12 protein-coding genes are annotated in these 16,053 nt (G+C 65.0%); 2 read left to right on the top strand and 10 right to left on the bottom strand.

Going from position 1 to position 16,053, the window contains the following annotated elements; translation table 11 throughout:
* Positions 1 to 291 precede the first annotated feature (291 nt).
* The 3 genes from AB7D48_RS08810 to AB7D48_RS08800 are packed head-to-tail and all read right to left on the bottom strand — an operon-like array spanning position 292 to position 4,119.
* Positions 292 to 1,764 (bottom strand): AAA family ATPase, encoded by a 1,473-nt coding sequence (locus tag AB7D48_RS08810; protein ID WP_427977851.1) that lies wholly within the window; start codon positions 1,762 to 1,764, stop codon positions 292 to 294.
* Positions 1,757 to 3,610: an ATP-dependent zinc metalloprotease FtsH gene (gene ftsH / locus AB7D48_RS08805; RefSeq protein WP_427977848.1), complete on the bottom strand. Its 1,854-nt coding sequence runs from the start codon at positions 3,608 to 3,610 to the stop codon at positions 1,757 to 1,759. The genes AB7D48_RS08810 and ftsH overlap by 8 nt, the downstream gene beginning before the upstream one ends.
* Before the next feature lie 41 nt (positions 3,611 to 3,651).
* Positions 3,652 to 4,119, bottom strand: a complete 468-nt coding sequence (locus tag AB7D48_RS08800; RefSeq protein WP_427977846.1) for a CBS domain-containing protein — start codon at positions 4,117 to 4,119, stop codon at positions 3,652 to 3,654.
* A gap of 467 nt (positions 4,120 to 4,586) precedes the next feature.
* On the opposite strand from AB7D48_RS08800, the gene AB7D48_RS08795 reads away from it, so the two are divergent.
* Positions 4,587 to 6,473 (top strand): sigma-54-dependent Fis family transcriptional regulator, encoded by a 1,887-nt coding sequence (locus AB7D48_RS08795; protein ID WP_427977844.1) that lies wholly within the window; start codon positions 4,587 to 4,589, stop codon positions 6,471 to 6,473.
* A 264-nt stretch (positions 6,474 to 6,737) separates the two neighbouring features.
* Positions 6,738 to 7,439 (top strand): CBS domain-containing protein, encoded by a 702-nt coding sequence (locus tag AB7D48_RS08790; protein WP_427977842.1) that lies wholly within the window; start codon positions 6,738 to 6,740, stop codon positions 7,437 to 7,439.
* 173 nt (positions 7,440 to 7,612) lie between these two features.
* On the opposite strand, the gene AB7D48_RS08785 is transcribed toward AB7D48_RS08790, so the two are convergent.
* The 7 genes from AB7D48_RS08785 to AB7D48_RS08755 are packed head-to-tail and all read right to left on the bottom strand — an operon-like array spanning position 7,613 to position 16,052.
* Positions 7,613 to 9,160: a DHA2 family efflux MFS transporter permease subunit gene (locus tag AB7D48_RS08785; protein ID WP_427977840.1), complete on the bottom strand. Its 1,548-nt coding sequence runs from the start codon at positions 9,158 to 9,160 to the stop codon at positions 7,613 to 7,615.
* Positions 9,160 to 10,257 (bottom strand): HlyD family secretion protein, encoded by a 1,098-nt coding sequence (locus AB7D48_RS08780; protein ID WP_427977838.1) that lies wholly within the window; start codon positions 10,255 to 10,257, stop codon positions 9,160 to 9,162. The genes AB7D48_RS08785 and AB7D48_RS08780 overlap by 1 nt, the downstream gene beginning before the upstream one ends.
* On the bottom strand, positions 10,257 to 10,733 hold the full coding sequence (locus AB7D48_RS08775; protein WP_427977835.1) for a MarR family winged helix-turn-helix transcriptional regulator: 477 nt from the start codon (positions 10,731 to 10,733) through the stop codon (positions 10,257 to 10,259). Before AB7D48_RS08775 ends, AB7D48_RS08780 begins: the two co-directional genes overlap by 1 nt.
* Positions 10,734 to 10,790: 57 nt before the next feature.
* Positions 10,791 to 11,462, bottom strand: coding sequence for a MarC family NAAT transporter (locus AB7D48_RS08770; RefSeq protein WP_427977832.1), 672 nt, complete (start codon positions 11,460 to 11,462; stop codon positions 10,791 to 10,793).
* Between the two features lie 15 nt (positions 11,463 to 11,477).
* On the bottom strand, positions 11,478 to 13,490 hold the full coding sequence (ligA, locus tag AB7D48_RS08765; protein WP_427977830.1) for an NAD-dependent DNA ligase LigA: 2,013 nt from the start codon (positions 13,488 to 13,490) through the stop codon (positions 11,478 to 11,480).
* Complete coding sequence (recN, locus tag AB7D48_RS08760) at positions 13,487 to 15,166, bottom strand: DNA repair protein RecN (protein ID WP_427977828.1); 1,680 nt, start codon at positions 15,164 to 15,166, stop codon at positions 13,487 to 13,489. The genes ligA and recN overlap by 4 nt, the downstream gene beginning before the upstream one ends.
* 7 nt (positions 15,167 to 15,173) lie before the next feature.
* Entirely contained in the window at positions 15,174 to 16,052 is an 879-nt protein-coding gene (locus tag AB7D48_RS08755) for an outer membrane protein assembly factor BamD (RefSeq protein WP_427977826.1), read from the bottom strand.
* Position 16,053 lies beyond the last annotated feature (1 nt).

The following is a 16,053-nucleotide window of genomic DNA, read 5'->3' as shown; positions in this document are numbered from 1 at the left end:
ACCACCGAACGAACGGATTCCAGAAGAGCGCAAGCCAGAGGAAACGAACAAACGCTCACCCCGACCACACGCGCGCCACGCCACACACCGCACGGCACGCCCACAAAATAGCCAAATCTTGACCTAATCCCACCAACCAGGCGTTTTTATAGACAAGCCTTCAGCCCGCAAATCGTCCAGAAACCGGCCATGCACGGTTTCTAATCTTACCTGACTCCAAACAAACCGTTTCACTGTCCGGTTTGTTGAATTTGACCGTTGTGCTGGATGTTGTGGGTTTGTCTGTGGGATTCAGGTGGCCGGCCACCCCGCCGCCGCCAGCCTTGCCAGGGCCTGTTCCCGGCAGAGCGGTCCGGCGGCATTGAGCCGCGCCCAGTCCTCCACCGGCCGCGCGGCACGAAGCTGGGCGCGCAGCACCTCCACATCAGCATCCGAGGCATCGCCCCGCCGGGCGGCCAGCCGCGCTTCCAGCACCTCACTTGGCGCATCCAGCCAAAACCCCTGAAACGCCACGCCCGCGCGCGCCGCCAGATCGGCTGCCGCGCGCCTTTGTGTCTCTTCCAGAAAAGCCGCGTCGAGAATCACTCCATACCCCGCCCGCAGGGCCTCCCCGGCGCGGATCAGAAGCGTGTCGTAAACCTTGGCGGACGCATCCTTCGTGTAGGCACTGTCCGGCAGGCGCGTCTCCGGCGCCACGCCGGCCAACTGCTTACGGATCACGTCCGAGCGCAAGACCCGCGCGCCGGGCATGGGGGCCAGATGCGGCGCCAAGGCCGCCGCCAGGGTGGATTTGCCGCTGCCGCTGAACCCGCCCACCGCGAGCAACCCGGGCACGCCAGGGCGCAGCGCGCGCCGCGCCAAGGCCAGATACGCCTCTCCCTCCGCCCCCTTACCCTGCGCCACGCAAACATGCGCGCGGATGGCCGCCCGCAGCGAAATGAACAGCGGCAGCAAGGCCAGCCCCGCATCGTCCGCGCTGACATCCAGATAACGGTTGGCAACCCCCGCCGCCCCCGGCGCGTCCCCCCGGTGCAGCAGATCCATCAGCAGGAAGGCGAGATCGTACAACACGTCGATGCACGCAAAGGACTCTGAAAATTCGATGCAATCGAACAAAACCGGCCGCCCGTCCAGCAGCAGGATATTCCCCAGATGCAAATCCCCATGGCAGCGGCGCACCCGCCCAGCGGCGGCGCGGCTGGCCAGCAGCCCGGCCCGGCGCGCATATTCGGCCGTGGTGGCCTCGTTCAGCGCCGCCACCTCTTCTCGCCGCAAGGGGGGGCAGGAAGCGCGCAGCCGCTCCGCATTGCCCATGACCACGCTGTCCAGCGCCACGCCGGGCACGATCATCGCCCGGTCGTGGAAGGCGGCGATCGCATCCGTCAGATCGCGCAGCAAGCCCCCCGGCAAGGGGCCATGCACCGCCTGGCGGTCCAGCAGCGCATCGTCGGGAAAACGGCGCATCTCCAGCACATATTCCACCGGCGCGCCCAGCCCGTCCCATTCCAGCCCCCCCTCCGCCGCGCGCGTCAGGGCACGCACCCTTTTATACAGATCGGGCGCTGTGCGCCGGTTCAGTTCCAGCTCCTTCTCGCAAAACGCCTTGCGGGCGGCGAGGCTGGAATAATCGACATAAGGCAGCTTCACCGCGCGTTTCAGCTTGCAGGCAATATCGCCACGCAGGAACACCCGGGAAATATGCGTCGAAATCACCTCCTCCGCCCCACGGGACAAAAAGGCGACCGCCTCTTCCTGCTCAGCCATGATCCTGCCAGACAGGCACTTTCGCCGCCAAGGCCGCCAACGCGCCATCGGCGATGGTTTCCTCATGCAGCAATTCCCGCGCCCCCTCGCGCAGCACCGCCATGTTGGCCTGCAATATGTCCCGCGCGCGGGTAAAGGCCGTCTCCACCATGTCGTGCACGGCCTTGTCGATCCGCGCCGCCGTCGCCTCGCTATATTGGCGCGGCCGCCAATCCTGCCCACCCCCGCCCAGGAAATGCTGGCTCTCCGGCTCGTAGGTCATCTGCCCCAGGCTTTTCTCCATGCCATAGCGCGCCACCATCGCCCGGGCGAGGTCCGTGGCCCGCTGCAAATCATCCGCCGCGCCGGTCGACACATCCGGAAAGATCAAAGATTCCGCCGCGCGGCCACCCAGCAGCACGGTCATGCGGTCCAGCAGCTCGGTGCGGCCCATCAGAAAACGGTCCTGGCTGGGCCGCTGGATGGTATAGCCCAATGCCGCGATACCATGCGGGATAATCGAGATTTTCTGCACCTTGTCCGTATCCGGCAGCGCCATGGCGGTGACGGCGTGGCCCATCTCGTGATGCGCGACAATCTGGCGCTCCTTGGGCGCCAGCAGCCTGTTGCGCTTTTCCAGCCCGGCGACGATCCGCTCGATCGCGGCCTGGAAATCCGCCAGGGTTACCGCCTCCGCCTGGCGGCGCGTGGCCAGCAGGGCCGCCTCATTCACCAGATTGGCGAGATCCGCCCCGGTAAAACCCGGCGTGAGCGAGGCGATCTCCTCCACGGCGATCCCCTGTGCCAGCTTGATCTTCTTAAGGTGAATCCCGAGAATCTGCACCCGCCCCGCCTTGTCCGGCCGGTCCACCAGCACCTGCCGGTCGAACCGCCCGGCGCGCAGCAAGGCGGGGTCCAATATTTCCGGCCGGTTGGTGGCCGCCAGCAGCACCACGCCGGAAGACGGATCGAACCCGTCCATCTCCGCCAGAAGCTGGTTCAGCGTCTGTTCCTTCTCGTCGTTGCCCCCGCCTGAAATGGCCGCGTTGCGCGCCCGGCCCAGACTATCCAACTCATCGATGAAGATGATGGCGGGTGCCTGGGCCCGGGCCTGCTCGAACAGGTCGCGCACCCGCGCCGCCCCCACGCCCACGAACATTTCCACGAATTCGGAGCCGGAGATGGAAAAAAACGGCACCCCCGCCTCTCCGGCCACGGCGCGGGCCAGCAGCGTCTTGCCCGTGCCCGGCGGGCCGACCAGCAGAATGCCCTTGGGGATATGCGCGCCAAGCCGCCCATAAGCGACGGGATTTTTCAGGAAATCCACGACCTCCTTCAGCTCTTCCTTGGCTTCCTCCACCCCCGCTACATCGCAGAAGCGCACCTTCACATCGTTCTCGGCATATACCCGCGCCTTGGACTTGCCCGTCGCGAGCATACCGCCCATCCCGCCAAGACGCCCGCCCCCCAGCATGAAATACCAAAGCACGCCAAAGAACAGCAGAGGGGCCAGCCAGCCAAGCAAGGAGGCCAGCCCGCTCGCCGGGGCGGTGCCGTCGAAGGTCACCTTCGCCTGGGAGAATTCCCTGGCCAGGGCGGGATTGACCTGGTTGGTGACAAATTGCGTGGGCTGACCCTTTTGCGGGTGCGTGAACTCGCCCGTGATCCGCCCATCCCCGACGGTGAGATGATTCACCTCTCCCGCGGCCAGAAGCGATTGGAACTCGCTATAGGGCAGCGTCTTCACCGCCTGGGAGGCGTTATGGTCGAGCATCAGCAGCACAGCCAGCATCAGCAGCGTCGTGGCGATGGCGAGCCCCGCCCCCGAAAAGCGCCCAGGCTTATTGCCCCTCAATCTATTGGCCACCCCGGCGTCTCCTTTTCCAGCGGCGAGCCCCGCCCGGAACGCTACCGCCCCGCCCCGGCGCGGGGGAGATTGCGGATAATGTCCGCGCGGCTGACGATGCCCGCCAGATGACCGTCGCGCAACACCGGCACGCGCTTGATCCGATGCCGGATGAGCAGATCCACGACCTCTTCCACCGTCGCCTCGGGCGATACGCTGATCACATCGCGCGTCATCAATTCCGCGGCGGTACGCGATTCCCGTTTGAGATAATCCAGAAAATCCGGCGCCAGCGCCTCACCCTCGGCCAGCATCTCCAGCCACCAGGCGCGGCGGGTCTCCACCTTGCCGCCCAGCGGCCGGATCAGATCATCCTCGCTGACCATGCCCAGCAGCCGCCCCTGGGCGTCCACCACCGGCGCGGCGCTGATCTGGTGCTCCCCCAGCAAGGCCGCGATCCGGGGCACGCTGTCGGAGGGGCGCAGCAGCACGAGCTTGGTTGTCATGATGTCGGCGGCGGTCTGTTTCATGGCTTTTCTACCTGTTTTGCCGGTTTTCTGCCTGCCACGGCGCGCTGGCGGCGCCATTGATTTCCGTCAAGCCGTCAATGCCGGGCCGCCCCCGCGCCCCCATGGCCTGTTTCCGTTCACGCCGGCCCACGCGCAGCGCCCTGGTGTCCACGATGTGGTGCGCATGCTCATCCCTGACAATTGCCTGACAATTCATCCACGAATAATCCGGGACAAAGCACCCAGCCCATTGTTTTCGCTTGCAAAATGACGGTGCCGCGCGCGGCATCCGCGCCCCATGCCACACTGGAAACAATGTACCAAAACGAAACAGACGTTTTTTCCCTTGCCAGCGCCCACAACCCCTTATACGAAAAAATGGGGGTCGCCGTGCGGCTAACCCTTGCAAGGCGTAAAAACGTCAAAAATAATAAACGATATTGGGATAGGAACGCGACCGAACCATGGAACCTTTTCGTCTCGCGTCTATGAACGACAGATCCGCCGCCAATATTCAGGGCGTGGATCCTGGCGACATCAGCCGTTCATGGCAACGCTGCCGCACGGCCGGGCTGATACCTGAGCAGACCCGGCTCGATCAACCGCATTTTTCCTCCGCCGAGCGCCGCGTCGCGGCCGAGCGCCGCACCACCCTGCTGGCCCACGCGCGCCCGGTGATGGATTATTTCTATGCGCAGATCAAGGATTCCGGATGCGTGGTGATCCTCTCGAACGAGAGCGGTTATCTGCTCGAATCCGTGGGCGACACCGATTTCGGGAACCGCGCCGCCAAGGTCTCGCTGCAACCCGGCGCCTGCTGGGCGGAGGACACACGCGGCACCAACGCCGTGGGGACCGCGTTGATCGAGGGCAAGCCCATCGTGGTCAATGGGGCGGAGCATTATCTGCGCCATAACAGCTTCCTGGCCTGCGCCGCCGCCCCCCTGGCCGAGCCCAATGGCAAGCTTCTGGGCGTGATCGATATTTCCTGCGACTCCCGGCGCTACCACCCGCACACATTCGGGCTTGTGCGCGCCGCGGCGCAGATGATCGAGAACCGGATTTTCGAAATCGCCTTTCTCAGCCACACCAAGCTGCGCTTCCATTATTCCTCGGAATGCGTGGGCAGCATGATGGAAGGCGCCATCGCCATCGACGAGGAAGGTACGATCCTGGGGGCCAACCGCACCGGCTTCGCCATGCTCGGCCTGCGGCCCGAACATATCGGCGTGGAGGATTTCAGCCGCTATTTCGGCCTGACCATGCGCGATTTGATGGCGCTGGACCGCCGCACCAACGGCCGCCCGCTCATGGTGCACCCGCGCCGGGGTGAAACGCTCTACGTCTCGGTGGAGCAGATGCGCGCCCCGCTCATCCGCCCCAGCCTGGCCTGCAGCGCGCCCACGACGCTCAAAACCGACGCCCTGACCGCGCTGGACACGGGCGATGAGCGCGTCAGCCGCGCCATCGGCCAGTTACGCCGGGTTCTGGGCCGCAAGGTGCCCATTTTGCTGCAAGGCGAAACCGGCGCGGGCAAGGATTATTTCGCCCGCGCCATCCATGAGGCCGGGCCGCGCGCCAATGGCCCCTTCGTGGCGGTCAACTGCGCCGCCTTGCCGGAAACGCTCATCGAGGCGGAATTGTTCGGCCATGCGCCCGGCGCCTTCACCGGCGCGCGCAAGGATGGCGCGGCCGGGCGCATCCGCGAGGCACATGGCGGCACCCTGTTCCTGGATGAAATCGGCGACATGCCGATCTCCATGCAGACCCGCCTGCTGCGCGTGCTGGAGGAAGGTGTCGTAACCCCCATCGGCGGCAAGCCCGTGGCGGTGGATTTTCTTCTGGTCAGCGCCACGCATGCGGATTTCTCCACCCGCATCGCCGAAAGGAGCTTCCGGGAAGATCTTTATTACCGGCTCAACGGCCTGGCCATTTCGCTGCCCCCCTTGCGCGAACGCACGGACCTGCCCGCGCTCATCGAACACATCCTAAAGCGCGAGGCGCGGGACCGGCGCGCGGGACCCCCCAGGCTCTCAGCCGAGCTGGCGCGGGCCTGCGCGCATTATCGCTGGCCGGGGAATCTGCGCCAGCTTTCGGGCATATTGCGCACCGCCTGCCTGATGCTGGATGAGACCGAAACCGAACTGAGGCTCGAACATCTGAGCGAGGAGGCCCTGCGGGAACTAACCGCCCTGCCCGCCGCGCCCCCCGCCGCCGAGGCCGAGCCGCCCGGCGGCACGTTGCGGGCGCAATCGGATGCGATGATCGCCGGCGCCGTGGCAGAGGCAGGCGGCAACATCGCCGCCGCGGCCCGGGCGCTGGGCATCAGTCGCAATACGCTCTATCGCCGGCTCGCCGTCATGCGCGCGCATTAGCGTCCCATCCGCTCGGATGCGCGCACCCGAGCGGACAAAGCCACATGCCAGGGCAACAATCTGGGGTTCTGGAGCGTTCACCGCGAGCCATGCGGCCGGTAAAAGCCCCGGCATGGCGCCAGCCACTCCCGAACTGACCAGGATGCGCCTTTTCACCCCGCTCCGGCAAGGCCATCCCCACGCGGGGCTGGATTGACGTGAATCAACGGCTGCCCTCCCGTCCCGGCGCTAATGTAGCACTTACGTTACATTATAGAGGACAACATGATCGTTGCGGACGTCATGACCACCGAGGTGGTCGCCGTGGAGCCGGAGACCAGCCTTGCCGAGGCGGCGGGCTGGATGGTGCACCACCGTGTGAGCGGCCTTCCCGTGCTCACCCGCGACGGCCGACTTGTCGGCATTTTAACGGAAGGCGACCTTCTGCACCGCCCGGAACTCGGCACATGCGGCCGTCAGGCGGGCTGGATGCGCGGCATCATGCGCGCCGAGACCCTGGCCGCTGAATACGCCCATACCCATGGCCGGCAGGTCGGGGATGTGATGACCCGCAACCCCACCTTCGTGAGACCCGACCTGGCACTGGCCAAGGCGGCCGAACTGATGCGCCAGAAACAGGTCAAACGCCTGCCGGTGATGCGCGAGGACAGCTTGGTGGGCATGCTAAGCCGGTTCGATATCCTGCGCGCCCTCGCCGCCCGGCTGGACGAATCCTGCATCGAGGCAAGCGACACCGAAATTCTGGACAATATCCAGACTTCGCTGGCGCAGGAGCCCTGGGCCCCCCGCGATGGGATACGCTTCAACGTGCAGGGCGGGCGTGTGCGGATCGAAGGCCGCGTCGGCTCGGAACACGAAGCCCGTGCCTTGAACATTCTGGCCCGCAACACGCGCGGCGTCAGCCGGGTCGAGGACGAGCTGGAGGTCGCCGGTCAGGAAATGTATTTCATCAACGGAGCGGATTGATTTTTTTTCGACCCTTGATCTGAATCAAGGATTAACCCCCTGAACTCCGGCACAAACTCTTCATCCCAAAGCGGATACACTCCCCAAACTTGGCCCTGTCATGGTTAACCATGACAGGGTTTTTTGTTGCCTGGGCGGCAGGCTTGGCCAACGCCCTAACGATTGCGATATTTTCAGTCCAGCACCGGGGCCTCGTGCGGCCCCGTCGCGCCATCCTGCGGCTTGCGCATCAGCAGCAGGCAAGCCGCCGCCGGCAAGGTGGCGAGAAACATCAGCTTATAATCGTCGATATAAGCGACAATCTGGGCCTGGGTGGTGATCAGCGCATTGAGCTGGGCCGCGCCGCTGGGCGTTGCCGGATTCCAAAACTGGCTGACCGCCCCACCCGTCTGCAAGGACCGGGAGAAAGGCGTGATGTACCGCGCCAGATCGGCATGCATATATTGCGTCATATGCGTCAGCATCGCCGAAGTCACCGAAATACCGATGGCGCTGCCGACATTCCGGCTGAGATTCAGCAAGGATGTGCCCTGCGTGCGCAGCGCGGGGGCCAGGGTATAGAAGGCCACCACCTGCAAGGGCACGAATACGAACCCCAGCGCCGCCCCCTGGATCATCAGCGTGAGGATCATGTGCCCGGTGCCGGTATCGGGCGTCCAGCCTTCCTGAAGATAGAGCGAGTAGCCGAGCAGCACATAGCCGAACAGCATCAAGAGCCGGGAATCCATCCTGGCCGTCAGCCTCCCCGCCACCATCATGGCGAACATCGTGCCAAAGCCGCGCGGCGCCATCACCAGCCCCGCCGTCTCCACCGGATAATTGCCGAGATCTTCCAGATAAGGGGCCAGCAAGGCGGTGGTGGCCAGCAGCACCATCCCGACCAGAAACATGGTGACCAGCGCGCTGGCGAAATTCCGGTCCAGAAACACGTTCCGGGGAATGAAGGGCTTCGGAGCCGTGAACATATGCACGATGAACAGATAGAAACCGAGCCCCGCCAGAACGAAGCTGACGACGATGGTGGTGGAGGAGAACCAGTCCAGCTCCTCGCCCCGGTCCAGGGCGATCTGCAACGCCCCCAACCCCAAGGACAGCACGGCGAAACCGATCCAGTCGAACCGGTCCATCTTCATCGGCTTACGTTTGGGCATCAACAATAGCAGCCCTAGCACCGAGGCGATGCCAAATGGCAGATTGACGAAAAACACATAGCGCCAGGTAAAATTCTCGGTGAGATAACCGCCCAGCGTCGGCCCCAGAATCGGTCCCACCATCACCCCCATGCCCCAGATGGACATGGCCACGCCGCGCTTCTCCGCCGGGTAGATGTCCATCATGGTGGATTGCGACAGCGGCACCAGGGCGGCGCCAAAAGCCCCTTGCAGCAGCCTGTCCAGCACCATCTCCGTCAGGCTTTGCGCCACGCCGCACATCATGGAGGTCACGGTGAAGCCGATCAGGCAGGTAATGAACAAATTCTTCCGCCCGAAACGCGCCGCCATCCAGCCCACCGGCGCGGTCATGATCGCGGCCATCACAACATAAGAGGTCAGCACCCAGGTGATCTCGTCGTAGGAGGCGGAAAGCGAACCTTGCATATAAGGCAGCGCCACATTGGCGATGGTGGAATCCAGCGCCTGCATCAACGTGGCGATCATTAGACAAACCGTGATGATCGCGCGCGTCTGCGGGGGGAGGTCGATCTCCGCCTTGCCCGCCATCAGAACAGATCCGACAAATGCCGGTGATGATGCGTGTCGATGGACACCTCAACGCTCATGCCCGCGCGCAGGGGCATGTCCTTGGGGCCGGAGAGAATTTCGATGCGCACCGGAATGCGCTGCACCACCTTCACCCAATTGCCGGAAGAATTCTGCGCCGGCAGCACGGAAAACTCAGACCCCGTCACCGGCGCGATGCTTTGCACCTCGCCCTTCCAATGCTGGCCAGGATACGTATCCACGGTGATGCGCACGCTCTGCCCCGGCCGGACCCAGGTCATCTGATTCTCCTTGGGCTGGGCGGTGATATAAATATCCGTGCCGGAAACCAGCCCGAAGGCCGCCGTGCCGGCGGGCAGCATCATGCCTGGCTGCAACTGCTCCACCTTCGTCACCGTGCCCGCATAAGGCGCGCGGACGATGCTGTGCTGCTGGTTGAGCAGCGCCTGGTTGAGATTGGCGAGCGCGGCGAGATATTGCGGCGTCTGTTTCGGGTCGATCTCGGGGTTGCCGCTCAGCTTCGCCAGTTGCTGTCCGGCGGCGGCCTGCATCTGCTTCAGCTTCGCCTGGTCGCCCTGCAAGGCAAAGCGGGCATTGTCATATTGCGCGCGGGTGGCCCCTCCCGTCTTCACCACGGCGGCGTAGCGGTCGAGATTGGACTGGTCATCCTCCACCAAGGCCTGCTGCGCGGCGATCTGCGCTTGCGCCATCTGGTAGCCATGCTTGGCGCCGTTGATGTCCTGCACCACCTGGGCCAGCTGGGCCCGCGCCGCCGCCACGGCAATGGCGAAACTCCGAGGCTCCAGGGAAAACAGAAGCTGCCCGGCGCTCACATGCTGGTTGTCCTTGACATAAACATCGCCAACCAGCCCGGTCACGTCGGTGGAGAGCGAAACCTTCGCCGCGTTCACATAGGAATCATCGGTATAGACATAGCGGCCGCCGGTCAGCCAGACCACCAGCGACACCACCGCCACCAGCACGATCCCGCCGATCATCAGCACCGGGCGCAGCCGCGCCCGCCACCTGGTGGCCTTGTCCTCGCGGGCCGGGCTCTGCCCACCCTGCTCCAGCGCCGCGACATTGGTTTGTGACATCAGGCCTTTTCCTCCTGCTCATCGCGCGTGGCACCTGGCATTCCCGCCTCGGGGCCGCGCAGCAAATTGGCTTTCATCAGCTTGAGCGCCGCCAGCACGGTCCGCCTGTCGGCATCGGCGAGGCCCGCGGTGATGAAGCCGGTCATCTCATGACGCTGGCGGTCGATCTCATCCAGATACGGCGCGGCGGCGGCGCATAGATGCAGCCGCCAGATGCGCCTGTCCTGTGCATCGGCCCGGCGCTCGACCAGCCCTGCCTTCTGCAACCTGTCCACCAGCCTGGCCACGGTAATCGGCTCGACCTCCAGATTATCGGCGAGTTCCTTCTGGCTGATCCCGGGATGATGGAACAATTGTTTCAAAATCCCCCATTGCGCGCGCGTGGTGCCGTGCTGACGCGCGCGCCGGTCGGCCTCCACGCGTGTCAGGCGCGCCACCACCATCATCAGAATGAGGAGATCATGTTCGGCGTCCATACCCATAACGGGCGGGATAATAACGTGGCTTATGAATTTGTCCGTTGCGGAAAACGCCTACCCGGCCAGCGCCTGATGCAATACCGGCACCACGCCGCTGATGGCGATCTGCACCCCGATGCCGAGCAGCAGAAACGCGACCATGCGGGAGACCACCTTCTGACCGGAATGGCCCAGCACCCTGACCATGCGCTCCGAGGCGCTGTAGCAGGCCCAGATCAACGCGGTATTGGCCAGCACCGCCAGCGAATCCCCGGCATAGAAAATCCAGGCCTGGGAGAGATTATCCGGCCGCCCGGTGGCGAGCGAGATGGTCACGGCGATGGTGCCGGGCCCGGTGGTGAAAGGCAACGTGAGCGGAAAGAACGCATAGCCCGCCAGATCGTCCGCCGTGGCCGTGTTCACCGGCTCGGCGTCTTTCTGCTTGCGCTGGGTGGAGCTGTCCGGCGCGTTCAGCATCTCATAGGCCCTGACAGCCACCACCAGCCCCCCCGCGATGCGCAGGGCATTCATCGAGATGCCGAAGAAATTCAGGATATAGGTGCCCGCCAGCAGGGCCGCCATCATGACGACGCATGAATAAAGCGCCACGCGCCTGGCCAGAAGATGCTTCTGCGCCATGTCGTGGCCGGCGGTGACCTCATGAAAAATAATAGCCCCGCCCAACGGGTTGATGATCGAGAACAAGGCCGGAAACGCCAGCAGAAAAGCCGTGACCGCGTGCTCCATGCCCCCTCCCGTCCGTTACAGCCCCGCGAGACCGCGAAACTCCTGTTCCGTCAGAATCTTGATGCCCAGCTCCGCCGCCTTCCTGGCCTTGGACCCCGCATCCTCTCCCACCACCACATAATCGGTTTTCCTGGAGACGGATTCCGTCACCTTCGCCCCCAGCGCCTCGGCCCGGGCCTTCGCCTCGGGCCGGGCCATGGAGAGCGTGCCGGTAAACACCATCACCTTGCCCGCCAAGGGCGAGTCGATGGCGGCGGCAAGCTGCTCGTCCTTCACCCGCACCGCCGCCTCCAGCCGGTCCAGCGTGGCGAGGTTATGGTCCTCCGCGAAGAAAGCCAGCAGATCCTGCGCGATGGCGGGACCGATACCGGAAATGGAGCCCAGCTCCAGCCGCGCGTCGGAACCGACGATCCGCGCCGCCAGCATCGCCTCTTTCCAATGGACATAGGAGCCATAATGCCGGGCGAGCAGCTTGGCGTTGTTCTCGCCGATGCGCCTTATGCCCAGCGCGAAGATGAACCGCGCCAGCCCGATCTCCCGCCGCGCCGCGATGGCCGCCGAGAGCTTGGCGGCGGACACCTCACCCCAGCCCTCGCGTTGGGCGATTTCCCCCTCATGCGCGGGCAGGCTGAAAATATCCGGCGCCCCGCGCAACAGTCCGGCATCGTGGAATTCCCGCACGGTCTTCTCGCCCATGCCCTCAATGTCGAACGCGCCGCGCGAACAAAAATGAATCAGCCGCTCCACCACCTGCGCCGGGCAGGTCAGCCCGCCCGTGCAACGGCGCACCACATCGTCATCCACCCGCACCGCCAGCGCGCCGCAAACCGGGCAATGATCGGGAAATTTGAAGGGATTCGCGGGCTCCGCGCGTTTCAGCACACGCAGGATCTGCGGAATCACATCGCCCGCGCGCTGCAACTCGACCGTGTCGCCAATCCGCACATCCTTGCGGGCGATCTCATCCTCGTTATGCAGCGTGGCATACGTCACCAGCACACCGCCGACATTCACCGGGCGCAACCGCGCGCGCGGTGTCAACGCGCCGGTGCGTCCCACCTGAATTTCAATATCCTCCAGCACGGTGCTGGCTTTTTCAGCGGGAAATTTCCACGCCACGGCCCAGCGCGGCGCCCGGCCGACAAAACCGAGCCGGTTCTGCAAGGCCAGATCGTTCACTTTATAAACCACGCCATCGATGTCGTAAGGCAAGGCGGCGCGCGCGGCCCCCATCTCGGCCTGAAACGCCTCGGTGCCCCCTTCCTTCACCAGCCGGGAGAGCGGATTCACGGCAAACCCCCAGCGTTTCAGAGTTTCCAGATACTCCCAATGGGTTCGCGCCACGGGCACGGAAGCCTCCCCTTGCGCGTAGGCGAACAGCGAGAGCTTGCGCTTGGCGGTGATGGAGGGATCAAGCTGGCGCAAGCTGCCCGCCGCCGCGTTGCGCGGATTGGCGAACTGGCGTTCCTGCGATTCATTCAGCGCCAGAAAATCCGCCTTGGTCATGTAAACCTCGCCGCGGATTTCGATGACATCCGGCGCGTCCTCGGGCAATGCCCGCGGCAGGCTGTCCAGAGTGAGGATATTGGCGGTCACATCCTCGCCCTCCATGCCATCGCCACGCGTCGCCGCCCGGGCGAAGCTCCGATGCTCATAGGTCAGGGAGATGGACAGCCCATCCATCTTCGGCTCGGCCACGAATTCCAGCGCCTCGTCCTTCAACCCCAGAAACCGCCTGATGCGGGCGATGAAATCCTCAAACTCCGTCTCGTCGAACACATTGTCCAACGAGAGCATGGGGGTGCGGTGGACGATCTTCCTGAACCCGGTGGCGGGCCTGCCCCCCACCTGCGCCAGCGCCTTGGCATCCGCCCGCCATTGCGGATGTTCCGCCAGAATCGCCTCCGCCTCGCGGCGCAGCGCGTCATAATCCGCGTCGGTGATCTCCGGCGCGTCATGTTCATGATAAGCGATGTTGGCGGCTTCGATCTTCGCCAGCAGCGCGTCGAGTGTCTCTTTGTCGTTCATCTGCTCAAAAGGCTTTCCGCCGCTTGGCGCGCGGCTTCCGTCACGCTCTCGCCGGAGAGCATGCGGGCGATCTCCTCGCGGCGCGCCGGCTCGTCCAGCATCTCCACCTCGGTCACGGCGCGGCCGGCGGCCTCGCGCTTGCGCACCCGCATCTGCGCCGCCGCGCGCGCGGCCACCTGCGGGGAGTGCGTAACCACCAGCACCTGCACCCCCTCCGCCACGCGGGCCAGGCGCTCACCCACCGCCGCCGCCGTGGCGCCGCCAATGCCGGAATCGACCTCGTCGAAAATCAACGTCTCATTATCGCCCCCAGCGGAGAGCACGACCTTCATCGCCAGCATCAGGCGGGAAAGCTCTCCACCGGAGGCGATCCTGTCCAGCGCGCCCGGCTCCTCGCCCGGGTTGGTGGCGATCAGGAATTTCACCGCATCCGCCCCGCGCGGCCCCCATTGCGGCTCCGGCAGCATCTCACGCTCCACCACGAAGCGGGCACGCTCCAGCTTCAAGGGGGGCAGTTCCGCGGCGATGGCTTTTTCCAGCTTGCGCGCCGCGCGCGTCCGGCGTTCGGACAAAGTGGCGGCCTTCTCCACATAGGTTCCGCGCAGCCGGGCGGTTTCCGCGCTTAGCGCGGCAATGTCCGCCACCCCGCTCTCCAGCGCCGCCAACCGCTCCTTCAGTTCCTGAAAAAACCCAGGCAACCCGGCCACCGGCACCCCATGCTTGCGGGCGGCGGCGCGCAGGGCGAACAGCCGCTCTTCCGTGGCTTCCAGGGCGCGGGGATCATCCTCCTCGGCGGCGGCCAGGCGTTCCAGAAAATCCTCCGCCTCGGCCAGCGCGATCTCGGCGCGCTCGATCGCCGCCATGGCCGGCCCGGCGGGGTTCACCTGGCCGGCTGGCACACTGACCCGCGCCACCGCCCGGGCGGCGGCGCGCAGGGCGGCGGCGGGGCCATCCTTGCGCCGGTCCTTGGGTCGCAACTCGGCCATGGCCGCGGCAATGGCCTCGGCCCGCCGCTCCCCGGCCTGCAAGCGCAGCCGCTCGGCGGCCAGCGCCTCTTCCTCCCCCTCCGCAGGGGCGAGCGTTTCAAGCTCCGAGGCCGCATGACGGAGAAACTCTTCCTCCTTCGCGGCATCCTCGATCCGCCGCTCCGCCTCGGCCAGGCGCTGGGCCGAATCACGCCATGCCTTGTGCGCGGCGGCAACCCCGGCGCGCAGCTCCGCCGCCACGCCGAACGCATCCAGCAGCGCGATATGATGCGCCGGGTCCGCCAGCCCCACCTGCTCATGCTGCCCCTGCACCTCGATGAGCAGGGCCGTGAGGGTTTTCAGAAACCCGGCACTCACCGGCTGGTCGTTCACCAACGCGCGGGAGCGCCCGTCGCGCGCGACAATCCGCCGCACCAGAATATCCCCGCCCGAATCGAGCCCCTGCTCGGCCAGCACCGCATGCACCGGATGCATCGGCGCGGCGGAGAAGCTGGCCACCACCACGGCCTGCGCCGCCCCGGCGCGAATCAGCCCGGAATCGGCGCGCGCACCCAAAACGAGTCCCAGGCTATCCAGCAGGATCGATTTGCCGGCCCCGGTTTCCCCGGTCAGCGCCGTCAGCCCGGCGGCAAAATGCAAATCGAGCCGCTCGATCAGCACCACATCGCGGATCGAGAGGCTGTTCAGCATGGCTCTGTCAGAATGGCCAATACCAAGGGTGTTTCCGCTTCGGCGCGGGCGGCGGGGCCACCGCGTCGCTGTTCGCTGAGCTTTCGTCGCTCTTATTCACCAGCCCATGGGATTTCAACTTGTCGTAAGCGGCCACATACCAGGAGCTGCCGGGATAATTATACCCCAGCACCGAGGCGCTGCGGATGGCGGCGTCCGGCAGGCCGAGATCCAGATCCACCTCCACCATGCGCTCCAGCGCCTCGGGCGCGTAGGTGGTGGTCTGGTAGGTATTCGCCACATCCTGGTACCGGCCGATGGCGGCGGCATAAAGATGCTGCTTCTCATAATAGCGGCCAATGGCCATGTCGTGCCCGGCAAGGCGGTTATAGGCGAGGCGCAGCTTGATGCGCGCATCGCTGGCATAGGCGCTGTTGGGGAATCGCGAAATCACATCCTGCAAGGCCTGGATCGCCTCGTAGGTCGAGGTCTGCTGGCGCTGCACACCGTCGATCTGCTCGTAATAGCAGAGCGATTTCAGATAATAGGCGTAGGCGATCTCATCATTTTGCGGGTGCAGCTGGATGAAGCGGTTCAGCGAGCTGATCGCGTCGTCATAATCCATCTGCTTATATTGCGCATAGGCGCCCAGTATCTCCGCGTGGGTCGACCAGGTCGAATACGGATAGGTTTCCTGCAATGCGTTGAAATCCTTCACCGCCTTGCTGTAATCCCCCTTCTGCATCCGCGCGACGGAGACGGCATAGGCCTGATCCGGCGGGGGCAGCGTGCCGCTGGCGAAATCGCCCAATGCCGCATCGCCCTTCTGAGGGCTGGAACAACCCGCCAGGGCGAGGCCGAGGGCGAGCAGGGACAGACGGGCAAGGCCGGAGCGGAGATGTGTCATT

This window comes from Acidocella sp. (genome assembly GCF_050253495.1).
GTDB lineage: Bacteria > Pseudomonadota > Alphaproteobacteria > Acetobacterales > Acetobacteraceae > Acidocella.
The sequence above is the reverse complement of the archived record's forward strand: the minus strand, read 5'-3'. Positions and strand labels throughout refer to the sequence as shown.